This window comes from Alkalibacterium sp. (assembly GCF_046484155.1).
In the GTDB taxonomy this organism is placed as follows: Bacteria; Bacillota; Bacilli; order Lactobacillales; family Carnobacteriaceae_A; genus Alkalibacterium.
Window position 1 is genome coordinate 1 of record NZ_JAWOBT010000111.1, and the last position, 12,937, is coordinate 12,937.

Here is a 12,937-nt window from a genome sequence, read left to right on the forward strand (position 1 = left end):
GTCTGAGCATCGGGACGGGCCTTTTCAGTGATCGCGTCAAGCAGTTTTATCAACGTTCCGCTTGGGGCATCGATTTTCTGATTATGATGCTTTTCGATCATCTCAATGTCATAGTCATCCATGAGCGGGGCGATGGTTTCGAGCAGCTGCGTTACGATGTGGACGCCGTAGCTCATATTGGCGCTGAAAAATACGGGAACCTGCGTCGCTTTTTTGTCCATCAATGCAAGCAGTGTCTCTTTATCACCGGTGGTCGCAATCACCATCGGGACGTTGAGATCAGAGGTCAACAGTTCTTTGGTCAAGGTCGGGTGTGAAAAATCGATCACACAATCGGTTTCGGGCAATGCTTCATTTAGTGACCCGAAGAGAGGATAGGGACAGTCCTTTTCCTCCGTTGGCGTGACTGCTCCAACGATGGTATGTCCGTTCTCTTCAGCGAGTTTGGCTACGCGTTTGTTCATCGTCCCGTATCCGACTAGTAAAATCTTCATTTTACGCATCCTTTCTTGTGTGATCGAAGAGCTCAGTTAAAGCATTTTGAGCAGCCTCTTCAAGGGGGACGAGCGGTAAGCGCAGTGAATAAGCGCCGTAGCCTAAGTGACTGGTCAACACTTTGATCGGGATCGGGTTAACATCGATACCTAAAGCATCCACTAAAGGAAAGAGCTTGCGGTGGATGTCCGCGGCCAGTTTGGGCTGTTCTAATGACGCCACATACATGTTCTGATAATCATTCGGTAAAGCATTGGCCAGGACCGAGATAAGGCCGTGTCCGCCTAATGAGAAGAAGGGTAGGGCCAAGTCATCATTCCCGCTGTAAAACGAGAACGAGTCCGCTACGACCCCTTGAAGACGGCTGAGATGAGCCAAGTCACCGGTCGCGTCTTTCAGACCAATGATGTTTGGATGCTGAGCCAGGATTTCCAGCGTTTTTGGTGCGATCGTTACCCCTGTACGTGAGGGGACATCATATAAAATGATCGGAATGGAAACCGCATCGGCAATCGCAGTAAAGTGAGCAAGCAGGCCTTTTTGACTTGTCTTGTTGTAGTAAGGGGTGATGACCAACAGGCCGTCTACGCCTAGCTTTTCAGCTTCCTGAGAAAGGATGACAGCCTCAGCTGTATTGTTCGAACCTGTCCCGGCAATCACTGGAATCGCGTCATCTGCCACATCCATCGCAATGGACAACAAGCTGGTTTTTTCTTTACGTGTCAAGGTGGTAGCTTCACCCGTGGTACCGTTGACCACAAAAGCTTGGATGCTGTTTTCTTTTAAGAAAATCAAATGATTCTTGAAACTGTCATAATCCACGTTACCTTCTATAAAGGGGGTCGTGACTGCAACAGCTGCACCGGTAAATAATCGTGTCAAATTAATCATCCTTTCTGGAGATAAGTTCTTCAAGTATTTGAACAGCATTTAAAGCGGCGCCCTTGAGTATGTTGTCGCTCACCGACCATAAATGATAGGTGTCAGGCAGGCTGTTATCTTTTCTGATGCGACCGACAAAGACGCCTTCTTTATGAGCGGCATCCAGGGGGGTAGGGTAAATCTCACGCGACGGGTCGTCCATGACGATAATAGAAGGGAAGTCTCCTAAGACGGCTTTCAGCTCCGCAACAGTGGGGGCCTGCTTCAACGTGATGTTCATGGCAACGGCGTGTGCATGAGGAACGGGAACGCGAACGCATGTTGCTGTGACGTCGATCGAGGCATCATTTAATATTTTTTGCGTTTCTTTGATCATCTTTTCTTCTTCTTTGGTATACCCATCTTCTAAAAAGACATCGATTTGCGGGATAACGTTATGGTAAATAGGTTTCGGATAAGTCTCCGGTGCCTCGCCTTTTTCGCCTTTGTCTAAATCTGCTATGCCTTTCCAGCCGGATCCCGATACTGACTGGTAGGTCGTGTAGGCCACACGTTTCAATCCGAAGGCATCAGCCAAAGGTTTGAGCGGAATGACTGACTGTATCGTAGAACAGTTGGGATTAGCGATGATCCTGCGTTTAAGGCTCGCTTTATTTACTTCTGGAACAATCAGGTCAATGGTGTCATCCATGCGCCAGGCACTGGAATTATCGATCACAACGGCACCGGCTTCTTCAAAGAGGGGAGCGAAGTGTAAACTTATCTCTCCACCGGCAGACATCAAGACATAATCAAAATCTCCCTTAGCTTTTTCTTCCGTCAGTTCTTCAACGGTATAGGTCTCACCTTTGAATTCAACGCTTTTTCCGGCTGAACGCGCGGATGAAAAAAGGGTCAAAGAGGAGAAAGGGATGTTTTTCTGTTCCAATAAGTGGAGCATCGTCTGGCCAACCAAACCGGTGGCACCCACTAGAGCTAGTTTATACATGGTATCGTCCTTTCTTTTGAATCAGTTTTATAAATCAAAGGTCTGACATAATAAGCGGGTCGCTTTTTCTCCGTTTTTTCCGTCAACGACATAAGAGATGCTGATTTCTGAAGTCGTGACTTGGTAAAAAGGAATGTCGGAGGATAATAAAAGCTTGAATATCTTAGAAGCGACACCGGTCATATCCCGCATACCGGCTCCAATGACGGAGACTTTACAATAGGTTGTTTCGATTTTTACATATAAGTCAGTATAAGATTCTTTCAGAGAATCGAACAAATGATTCAACTCGCGTTCTTCAGACTCTTTGAATGTAAAGGACAGCTGCAGACCGTCCTGGTTTTGGATCTGAGAAATCATATCGATATTTATTTCTGCTTTTTCTAATTTGATGAACAAATCAGTTAAGAAGGTTTTGGTTTCTTGTTGATACGTGATGGTGACGTGAGCCATTTCTTTATCTAAGGCGACCCCGGTCACGGCTTTACGTTCAAGCATTTGATTATTTGGCACGATCCATGTTCCTTTCTCGGTAGATAATGTTTTTCCCAGGTAAAGAGGGACGTTATGATTACAAGCTAATTCCACACTACGCGTTTCGAGGACACCGGCGCCTAGAGCAGACATTTCCATCATTTCTTCAAATGAAATGGTGTCCCGACGCTTAGCTTCCGGAAAGATACGCGGGTCGGTACTGTACACACCCGACACATCTGTGTAAATCTCACAGGGACAATCTAAAGCAGAAGCGATAGCTACAGCCGTGGTATCTGATCCCCCGCGACCAAGAGTGGTGAGTTCGCCTTCTTTATTGAAACCCTGAAACCCGGCGACAATAAGTAAATCGTGATTTTCAAATAATTCTTCCAGGAAATCTGATTTTATTGAAGAAATTTTACTTTTTAAATGCTTCCCAGTCGTTTCTATTCCTGCCTGATAGCCAGTTAGCGGTCTAGCTCGCACGTTCAAGTCGTTTAAAACTAAAGATAGAAATGAAATGCTTTGCTGTTCGCCCGTATTGAGCAACATAGCTAAATCCTTATCGTTAGGATTGGATGTCAATTGGCTCACTGAAGTCAGCAAGTCGTCAGTCGTTTTTCCCATCGCCGAGACAACAACAATCAACTGTTCATCTTTTTCGATACGTGACTTGAGATAGTTTGCAATCTCTTTGATTTTTATGAAATCGGCAACGCTTGATCCTCCAAATTTTAAAACACTTCTTTTCATAACGACTCCTTCTCTTGGATGATATGTGATAACAATGGTATGAATGCAAAAAAACAAGTCGGGAATGCCGACTTGTTCGCAAAAAGATATCGTCACAAGCGGAAGCACTCCGTTTAGCCTATAGCTATACGGCAGTCCGCATATTCTTCATATGCAGCCCAACCGTCTGCTCTCTGTAAGAAGCAAACGGTTTCGGCAAATTTCCCTTTCCTCATCTTGGACTTACAGGTCCTTATAAAACGAGTACTGATGATTTTTGCGCCTCATCCATTCATTTAATTTTTAATTTATGTTACTAAGCTTATCAAATTTTAATGTTAATGTAAACAAGTAACGTCGAAATTAACGCCCCCTTACTTTAAATGAATAAATAAGTAGTATAAATTGAAAAATTTCATAAATGAGATTATAGTTAATAAAGGTGAGGGAAATATGTTGAAAAAAATGAGTCATACGATTTAAGCAGAGAGAAAAAGTGCATTGAAACGCTAGTATGATGGTCTTTAATTAAGAAATCGATCGTGATGAAGGAGTGAAAGACAAAGTTTGTGAAAAATTTAATAATATTATTAGAGTAAACTTATTTTTAATATTTTTTGTATAACTCGTTATATTATTCATTTTTTCAGGACAGTATCCAGTTATTTATACAAATAAGTAATTTTTATACAATTAAAGCAAATGACAGGCCTAAGCAAGCGTTTACATGCTCTTAACAACGCTCTTTGTAAGTGCTATCATACAGGTAGCAAATAAATTAAGGAGGAAACAAAGTGAACAATACAACTAAGACAGAACAAACGAAACCTATACATGTGTTCTCGGAGATAGGAGAATTGCAGACGGTTCTATTGAAAAGACCGGGTAAAGAAATCGAAAATCTGACACCCGATATTATGGAACGGTTGCTGTTTGATGACATTCCGCACTTGCGTGTTATCCAGAAGGAGCATGATAAGTTTGCAGATGCTTTAAGAGATAACGGAGTAGAGGTCTTGTATCTTGAAAAATTATCGGCTGAAGCAATCGATGCCTCCGATACCAAAGAGTCATTTGTAGAAACGATGCTGAATGAATCGGATATTTCATCAAAGAATGTGTATAGAGTACTGAAAGAGTATTTGCTTTCAATGAAAACATTTGAAATGGTCGAAAAAATCATGGCTGGCGTACGTAAGAATGAAGTGGAAGTTGAATCCAATCATCTTGCAGATATCAGTGATCGCGAGCAATATCCATTTTACATGGATCCTATGCCAAATCTTTACTTCACACGCGACCCTGGCGCTTCGATCGGAAACGGTCTGACCATCAACAATATGACATTTGAAGCACGTAAACGTGAAACCTTATTCCTTCAAACGATCATGAATAATCATCCGCGCTTTAAAAATAGCGGGATCGAAATATGGAGAGACCGTGAAGAATCCACACATATGGAAGGTGGAGACGAACTCATTTTAAATGATAAAGTCTTGGCTGTCGGTATTTCTCAACGTTCGGAGGCAAAAGCGATCGAAGAGTTGGCTATCAAATTATTTGAAAAAGGGTCTTCTTTCGAAAAAGTTTTAGCCATTAAAATCCCTAATGTGCGGGCCATGATGCACTTGGATACCGTCTTCACGATGATCGATCACAATAAATTCACCATCCATCCTGGCATCTTAGAGCTCGACGGGTCGATCGACACCTATATTCTGGAAAGATCAGAGGAAGCTGGAAAAGTTAAAATCACGCACGAGAAGGATTTGACCAAAGTGTTGAAAGATGCGCTGGGCGTAGAAGACATCGAGCTCATTCAATGTGGTGGCGGCGATGCGATTGCGGCTCCAAGGGAACAGTGGAATGACGGGTCGAATACGCTAGCTATTGCTCCGGGTGTCGTAGTCACTTATGACAGGAACTATGTCTCCAATGCACTGTTGAGAGAAAAAGGGATTAAAGTTATCGAAGTAGAATCGAGCGAATTATCAAGAGGTCGTGGCGGTCCACGCTGTATGAGTATGCCTCTTGTCAGAAAAGATGTATAATAAATAAAGTATATATAATATATTAGGAGGAAAAAAATATGCAAAACGTATTCCAAGGTCGTAGCTTATTAAAAGAGATAGATTTCACGAAAGAAGAATTGATGTATTTCATTGATTTTTCAGCTCACCTGAAAGAAATGAAGAAAAAAGGGATTCCTCATCGTTATTTAGAAGGAAAAAATATCGCGTTGTTATTTGAAAAATCATCAACACGTACCCGTTCAGCGTTTACAGTAGCATCGATCGATTTAGGTGCACATCCGGAATTTCTAGGAACAAATGATATTCAAATAGGCAAAAAAGAATCCGTTGAAGATACAGCAAAAGTTTTAGGCGGAATGTTTGACGGAATCGAATTCCGTGGCTTCAAACAAGAAAATGTTGAACTCTTGGCAGAACACTCGGGCGTTCCGGTCTGGAATGGTTTGACAGATGAGTGGCACCCTACACAAATGATTGCTGATTATTTGACACTCAAAGAAAATTTCGGAAAATTAGAAGGACTGACATTAGCTTATACTGGTGACGGCCGTAACAACGTGGCCAACAGCTTGTTGATCACCGGCGCAATTTTAGGCGTGAACGTGCATATTGTATCACCTGAATCACTGTTCCCAGATGACAAATTAGTCAAAATGGCTAAAGAATACGCAGAAAAATCCGGCAGTAAAATTATGATCACCGACGATGTCAAAGAAGGCGTCAAAGGCGCTGATGCACTGTACGCGGATGTCTGGGTATCCATGGGTGAAGAAGACAAATTCGAAGAACGAGTCAAATTGCTGAAACCTTACCAAATCAATATGGATATGATGAAAGCCACAGGTAAGGATGAAACGATCTTACTCCACTGCTTACCTGCTTTCCACAACACAGAAACTGAATACGGGAAAATGGTTGAAAAAGACTTTGGCGAAACCGAGATGGAAGTCACAGATGAAGTCTTTAGAAGCAAACATGCGCGTCAGTTTGATCAAGCTGAGAACCGTATGCATTCAATTAAAGCCATTATGGCTGCAACATTAGGCAACTTGTTTATTCCACGCGTATAAAAAAACTTAAATAACTGACTGGGTAATACCAGTCAGTTTATTTAAAATTAATTTGGAAAGAAAGAGAGTGATAACTTTGACCAAACGTAAAATTGTCATCGCATTAGGTGGGAACGCTATCCTGACTGACGATTCTTCTGCGCAAGCACAGCAAAAAGCTTTGGAACATACGGCTAAGTATCTTGTCCAATTTGTAGAAAATGGCGATGCGATTGCTGTTTCACACGGTAACGGACCACAAGTCGGCAATCTGCTTTTACAACAGGTTGCAGCCGATAGCGAGAAGAATCCGGCTATGCCACTAGACACGTGTGTTGCTATGACCCAGGGAAGTATCGGATACTGGCTTCAAGCGGCCTTATCTAAGGCCTTAAAAGAAAAAGGATTAAATAATGACGTGGCATCGATCGTGACGCAGGTCGTTGTATCTGAAGACGATCCAGCTTTTGAGCATCCATCTAAACCAGTAGGTCCTTTCCTGTCAGAAGAAGACGGAAAAGTACAGATGAAAGAAACTGGGGCTAAATTTATCGAAGATGCCGGCAGAGGTTGGAGAAAAGTAGTGCCTTCACCTAAGCCTATCAGCATCAAAGAAATAAACGTCATTAAAACTTTAATTGAAAATGACATCATACCTATCACAGTAGGTGGGGGTGGTATTCCTGTCATTAAGAAAGGAGACGACTATATAGGAGTAGAAGCTGTCATCGATAAAGACTTTGCTTCAGAAACGTTGGCTGTCAGTTTGAAAGCTGACCTCTTAGTCATCTTGACCGGTGTAGAGAATGTCATGGTCAATTATCAACAGGCAGACGAAAAAGTGCTGAACGAAGTGACCGTTGCAGAAATGCAGAAATATGTCGCTGAGAAGCAATTTGCTGCTGGAAGCATGTTACCGAAAGTAGAAGCTGCATTAAAATTCGTGGAAAACAATCCTTCGGGTAAAGCAATTATTACATCTTTGGAAAATATTCAAGCAGCTATATCAGAGAACGGTGGTACAATCATTACGCGTTGATTATGATCTAATAATAAGTTATTTGGAGGGGTAAAAATGGCTCAAAATAAACTCAAAGATAAATTGATGTCGTTACCGTCATCATTTACCATACTATTTATTATCATCATTGTTATGGCAATTTTCACATGGTTTGTTCCTGCTGGTAGTTATGAAGTGGATGAAGCCGGGAATATTATTGCCGGGACTTTCGCTTATGTTGATCAACAACCGCAAGGGTTATGGGATGTCTTCATGGCTCCCGTTAAAGGAATGTTGGGAACCGATGGCACTCCGGGAGCGATAGAAGTGTCGCTATTTATTTTAGTCGTTGGTGGGTTCTTAGGTGTTGTCGATAAAACCGGCGCACTTGACACGGCTATTGCACAAGTTGTCGCAGCCAATAAGGGGCGCGAAAAACTATTGATTCCTATTCTAATGTTTATCTTCGCATTAGGGGGCACAACGTACGGAATGGCTGAGGAAACCCTTGCCTTCTATCCGTTGATCATTCCTGTCATGATAGCGGTAGGTTTTGACAGTCTAGTGGCGGTTTCTGTTGTGTTACTCGGAGCCGGCGTGGGCGTGCTTGGTTCGACCGTTAACCCGTTTGCCACGGGTGTTGCTTCACAGGCCTTGGGTATAAGCCCAGGTCAAGGTATCGGGTTACGTTTAGTCTTCTTCTTTGTGATGTATGCGATAGCCACGATATACGTGTATCGTTATGCCTCAAAAGTACAAAAAAACCCAGAAGCATCATTGGTGTATGAAGACTATGAAGCTAACAAAAAGAAATTCAAAACAAAAGAAACAGAAGATAAAATGAATTCCAAACAAAAAATAGTCATCGGCTTATTCGGATTGACTTTCTTGTTGATGATCCTGGGGCTTGTACCCTGGACGCTGCTCAATGAAAACTGGACGATTTTTGAAACGATCAATTCATGGTTAATGGGACTTCCATTTATCGGAACAGTTTTAGGTCAGCAAATGGTTCCGCTTGGAGACTGGTACTTCGTGGAGATCACCATGCTGTTCTTCGCCATGGCTGTCATCATAGGTATGATTTACAGATTGCCGGAAAGCGAAATTGTTTCAGGCTTTGTTAATGGCGCAAAAGACTTACTCAGTGTTGCGTTAATTGTAGCTGTCGCCCGTGGTATTCAAGTCATCATGAATGAAGGAATGATCACTGCGACGATATTGCATTTCGGAGAAGTAGGATTGTCTGACTTTTCTCCAGTCTTGTTCTCGATTCTAACCTATATCTTCTATATTCCACTATCCTTCCTGATTCCTTCAACGTCTGGCCTTGCAGGTGCGACGATGGGGATCATGGGACCACTTGGAACCTTTGTAGGTGTTGCTCAAGATATCGTTGTCACTGCCTTCCAATCAGCAAGTGGGATAGTCAACCTGATCACCCCTACTTCTGGTGTGGTTATGGGTGCCTTGGCGATTGCCGGAGTAGAGCTGACAACCTGGTGGAGATATGTTGCAAAACTGGTCGGTATCATCTTCGTCGTCTCATGTATACTCATGGCGTTAGGGGTACTCTTCTTCTAAACTGAATAAAATATAAAAAAGATTTCTGATGCAGAAGATAATTTTGCATTGGAGATCTTTTTTTTATCTATCAGCATAACGACATAGTTCTAAAGGATGGAAGTTGCCAGTGATCAGAATGACACGTAGGATGAAAAATTAACCCCTTTAAAAGAACAATATAAGACGATTTCAAAATAAATGAACGAATTTGAACGATTATAAAGGTAAATGATTGAAATGATAAACAATAAATGATAAAATTCATTTAAAGAGGTGAAGAAAGTGCTTACAGAAGAAAGGCACACATTTATTCTTGATCAACTTGAGTGGAAAAATATGATTACAGTCCAAGAGCTAGTCGAACAGTTAAATCATTCAGAATCAACGATAAGACGTGATTTAACCACTTTGGAAAATCAAAATAAATTGGTTCGTATTCATGGTGGAGCCAAAAAGAAACGCAAACCAGTGGATGAACCGACCATGGATGAAAAAACGGTCAAATTCATGCAGGAAAAAGAAAGGATCAGTCGACTGGCGGCTTCATTGATCGATGATTATGAAGTTATTTATTTGGATGCCGGGACAACGACATACACGATGATCCCCTATCTGGAAGGAAAAAATATCACAGTCGTTACCAATGGTGTCCCTCATGCTTCATTGTTGACCGATTATAATATAGATTCCATTCTAGTGGGAGGTAAGATCAAGCAACGGACAAAAGCGATTATTGGTTCCGTTGCAGAACGACAGCTGGAAGAGCTCAACTTTACCAAAGCTTTCATGGGGATGAACGGAATTGATTTAGAACAAGGCTATACGACACCTGATGTCGAAGAGGCAGCGATAAAAAGAAAAGCAATAAAGAGGTCCAATCAATCCTATATATTAGCCGATGTGTCTAAGCTAGGGGACGTCAGTTTCGTGAAAGTTGCCGATATTGATGACTGCACAATTATCACCACCAAGTTACCTGAAGATAAAAAGGAATTAAATGAGTATACACGAGTATTGGAGGCTTAAATGATGATATATACAGTAACATTAAACCCATCGATCGATTATGTGATCTATCCTAACGACCCCATCAAATTGGGTCAGTTAAACAGAATCGAGAAAGATCAGAAAACGCCTGGGGGCAAAGGGATCAACGTTTCCAGAATTCTTACACAATTAAATACGCCTAATGTAGCCTTAGGTTTTGTAGGCGGATTTATCGGTCAACTTCTTCTAGAAAAACTGACCGAAGAAGGCGTCAGAACAGAGTTCACGCACATTGAGGCAGACACGCGAATCAACATTAAACTAAAAGGAGAACAAGAAACAGAAATAAACGATGATGGCCCATTCATCGATGAAGAAGCGAGTCAGCGTTTCTATAAGCAATTAGATGAACTGAAAGAAAACGATCTGGTCATCATAGCTGGCAGTAAGCCTAAAGGGTTATCCGACGATTATTATCAACGTCTGATTGATTTTGTCAAAAGCAAAAAGGCGGATTTCATTATCGATACCACTGGAGCAGAACTGCATAGGGCTTTATCCAAAAATCCTTTGTTAGTAAAACCCAATATACATGAGTTGGAAGCTTTGTATGACGTAACACTAGAAAAATTAACTGATATCGTTCCCTATGGCAAAAAAATGCTCGAAGAAGGCGCGAAGTACGTGATCATTTCCATGGGGGGCGACGGCGCACTCTTTTTAATGGATGGTGAGGTCTATTATAGCGAAGCACCAGAAGGACAATTAGTTAACTCGGTCGGTTCCGGGGATTCTATGGTCGGCGGCTTTGTCGGTGAATATCAGAAAACAAAAAATCCGCTAGAGGCCTTCAAAATGAGCCTTGCGTGTGGAAGTGCAACGGCATTTAAAGAAGATCTGGCGAAAAAAGAGGATATAGACAAACTCTTACCTAAAATCAAAATACAGAAATGGGAGGAAAAGTAAATGAAAATTAATGACGTCTTGAAAAAAGAACTGATGATCATGGATCTAAAAGCAAGAACGAAAGAATCGGCCATCGATGAAATGATTAAACGACTTGTTGATGAAGGGGCTGTAAACGACTTTGATACCTTTAAAGAAGGAATCATGGAGCGTGAAGCACAAACCTCTACAGGTCTTGGTGACGGTATCGCGATGCCGCATTCAAAAAACAAAGCAGTTGCCAAACCGGCCGTCCTTTTTGCAAAATCATCTAGTGGTGTGAATTACAACGCGTTAGACGGACAACCCGTTGAGATATTCTTCATGATAGCTGCTCCAGAAGGTGGAGATAATGTCCATTTAGAAGTGTTAGCCTCGCTCGCAAGAAAGCTTGTTGACGAGGAAGTGGTTCAAGCATTAAAAACAACGCAGACACCTGAAGATGTACAAGCACTCTTTGAAGAAAGTGAAAAAGAAGAAGAGGTCACTCAAGTACAGTCGGATAAAAAAGATAAGAAATTCGTAGTCGCTGTGACCGCATGTCCAACAGGGATTGCACACACTTATATGGCAGAAGATGCCTTAAAGAAAAAAGCAGCCGAAATGGGCGTGGAAATACGTGTAGAGACAAACGGCACAGATGGCGCTAAGAACATATTAACTGAAGATGAAATTCGTCGAGCAGACGGAGTCATTGTTGCAGCTGATAAAAAAGTGGATATTGCTCGCTTTAACGGTAAACATGTGCTCCAGCGTCCAGTATCTGATGGCATCAAAAAGGCAGAAGAATTAATCACTAAAGCAAGTACGGGCAATGCACCTATTTTAGACGCTGGTGATCAGTATGAAGCACAAAGTTCTTCAACTGATGGAGAAGGTGGAACGATTCTGCAATCTGTCTATAAAGACTTGATGAACGGCATATCACACATGCTTCCGTTTGTTGTCGGTGGCGGGATATTACTTGCCTTATCTTTCTTGTTTGAAGCTCAATTAGGCTCAGACAGCGTCTTGTTTACTTCTTTGAATACTATCGGTGGCTCGGCTTTCCAATTCCTGATCCCGGTATTAGCGGGTTACATTGCTTATAGTATCGCAGATCGTCCGGGCTTACTTCCTGGTATGGCAGGTGGTTTACTAGCTGTAAATAGTAACGCCGGTTTCTTAGGCGGACTGATAGCCGGTTTTGTCGCTGGTTATGTAATGAACTGGATCAAAAAACTGCTTAAAAATGTACCAAGAAGTTTTGAAGGAATAAAAGCAATTTTACTTTATCCCGTTCTCGGTCTATTAACTGTTGGGTTATTGATGTTCTTCCTAATTGGTCCGTTCTTTGCCGTAATTAATAATGCAATGCTGGACTTCTTAAATAATCTAGGTACCGGTAATGCAGTTCTCTTAGGTGCAGTATTAGGTGGCATGATGGCCGTTGATATGGGTGGTCCTGTAAACAAAGCAGCCTACGCATTCTCAATAGGAGTCTTTGGTGATACAGGTGACGGTAGCCTAATGGCAGCTGTTATGGTAGGGGGAATGATTCCACCACTAGGTATTGCCTTCTCGAAACCCTGTTCCGATGTCAGCTCGTGCATTTCGGCGCCTGATTCGGCGCTGACGAGCAGCCAAGTACAGTGTGAAGGTAAACCAGAGTAGTGAGCCCCTTGCCACTAAACGCCTTTGCCATGTCTACAAAATTCGTTCCCTTACTATCCTCTCCGCTTTTATCAGGATCAAGGCCATATTCGTGCTGCAAAATAACAATTGTTGGGTTTGTATTTTCTTT

Annotated in this window: 11 protein-coding genes and 1 riboswitch; of the genes, 7 read left to right on the forward strand and 4 right to left on the reverse strand. The window is 42.1% G+C overall.

All coding sequences use genetic code 11. The features are described 5' to 3' along the window. The 4 genes from R6U02_RS08040 to R6U02_RS08055 all read right to left on the reverse strand — a co-directional run. A partial coding sequence (locus R6U02_RS08040; protein WP_410263095.1) for a 4-hydroxy-tetrahydrodipicolinate reductase occupies window positions 1–494 on the reverse strand: 494 nt, incomplete at its 3' end. 1 nt (window position 495) lies between these two features. Continuing rightward, a complete protein-coding gene (gene dapA, locus R6U02_RS08045; RefSeq protein WP_410263096.1) occupies window positions 496–1,377 on the reverse strand; it encodes a 4-hydroxy-tetrahydrodipicolinate synthase in 882 nt (293 codons plus the stop codon). A 1-nt stretch (window position 1,378) separates the two neighbouring features. Next, the gene (locus R6U02_RS08050; RefSeq protein WP_410263097.1) at window positions 1,379–2,365 is read right to left on the reverse strand and encodes an aspartate-semialdehyde dehydrogenase; all 987 of its coding nucleotides are present in this window, start codon (window positions 2,363–2,365) and stop codon (window positions 1,379–1,381) included. Between the two features lie 27 nt (window positions 2,366–2,392). Next, the gene (locus R6U02_RS08055) at window positions 2,393–3,595 is read right to left on the reverse strand and encodes an aspartate kinase (RefSeq protein WP_410263098.1); all 1,203 of its coding nucleotides are present in this window, start codon (window positions 3,593–3,595) and stop codon (window positions 2,393–2,395) included. Window positions 3,596–3,689: 94 nt separating this feature from the next. Then, a riboswitch (Lysine riboswitch) is annotated at window positions 3,690–3,870 on the reverse strand. Window positions 3,871–4,368: 498 nt separating this feature from the next. On the opposite strand from R6U02_RS08055, the gene arcA reads away from it, so the two are divergent. From arcA to R6U02_RS08090, 7 genes are all read left to right on the forward strand, one after another. Beyond that, the gene (gene arcA, locus R6U02_RS08060; RefSeq protein ID WP_410263099.1) at window positions 4,369–5,625 is read left to right on the forward strand and encodes an arginine deiminase; all 1,257 of its coding nucleotides are present in this window, start codon (window positions 4,369–4,371) and stop codon (window positions 5,623–5,625) included. A gap of 38 nt (window positions 5,626–5,663) precedes the next feature. Next, complete coding sequence (gene argF / locus R6U02_RS08065) at window positions 5,664–6,677, forward strand: ornithine carbamoyltransferase (RefSeq protein WP_410263100.1); 1,014 nt, start codon at window positions 5,664–5,666, stop codon at window positions 6,675–6,677. 76 nt (window positions 6,678–6,753) lie between these two features. Beyond that, window positions 6,754–7,695: a carbamate kinase gene (gene arcC, locus R6U02_RS08070; protein WP_410263101.1), complete on the forward strand. Its 942-nt coding sequence runs from the start codon at window positions 6,754–6,756 to the stop codon at window positions 7,693–7,695. 36 nt (window positions 7,696–7,731) lie between these two features. After that, entirely contained in the window at window positions 7,732–9,240 is a 1,509-nt protein-coding gene (locus tag R6U02_RS08075; RefSeq protein ID WP_410263102.1) for a YfcC family protein, read from the forward strand. A gap of 264 nt (window positions 9,241–9,504) precedes the next feature. Then, window positions 9,505–10,248 carry a DeoR/GlpR family DNA-binding transcription regulator gene (locus R6U02_RS08080; protein ID WP_410263103.1) on the forward strand — a complete coding sequence of 248 codons (744 nt, stop codon included), beginning with the start codon at window positions 9,505–9,507 and terminating at the stop codon, window positions 10,246–10,248. A 3-nt stretch (window positions 10,249–10,251) separates the two neighbouring features. Further along, the gene (pfkB, locus tag R6U02_RS08085) at window positions 10,252–11,175 is read left to right on the forward strand and encodes a 1-phosphofructokinase (RefSeq protein ID WP_410263105.1); all 924 of its coding nucleotides are present in this window, start codon (window positions 10,252–10,254) and stop codon (window positions 11,173–11,175) included. Next, window positions 11,176–12,807 carry a fructose-specific PTS transporter subunit EIIC gene (locus R6U02_RS08090; protein WP_410263104.1) on the forward strand — a complete coding sequence of 544 codons (1,632 nt, stop codon included), beginning with the start codon at window positions 11,176–11,178 and terminating at the stop codon, window positions 12,805–12,807. The last annotated feature ends 130 nt before the right edge of the window (window positions 12,808–12,937 follow it).

Bases quoted from the DNA above. Each gene is read 5' to 3' on its own strand.
- R6U02_RS08050 (WP_410263097.1), bottom strand. From the start codon at position 2,365: ATGTATAAACTAGCTCTAGTGGGTGCCACCGGTTTGGTTGGCCAGACG.
- R6U02_RS08055 (WP_410263098.1), bottom strand. From the start codon at position 3,595: ATGAAAAGAAGTGTTTTAAAATTTGGAGGATCAAGCGTTGCCGATTTC.
- argF (WP_410263100.1), top strand. From the start codon at position 5,664: ATGCAAAACGTATTCCAAGGTCGTAGCTTATTAAAAGAGATAGATTTC.
- R6U02_RS08075 (WP_410263102.1), top strand. From the start codon at position 7,732: ATGGCTCAAAATAAACTCAAAGATAAATTGATGTCGTTACCGTCATCA.
- pfkB (WP_410263105.1), top strand. From the start codon at position 10,252: ATGATATATACAGTAACATTAAACCCATCGATCGATTATGTGATCTAT.
- R6U02_RS08090 (WP_410263104.1), top strand. From the start codon at position 11,176: ATGAAAATTAATGACGTCTTGAAAAAAGAACTGATGATCATGGATCTA.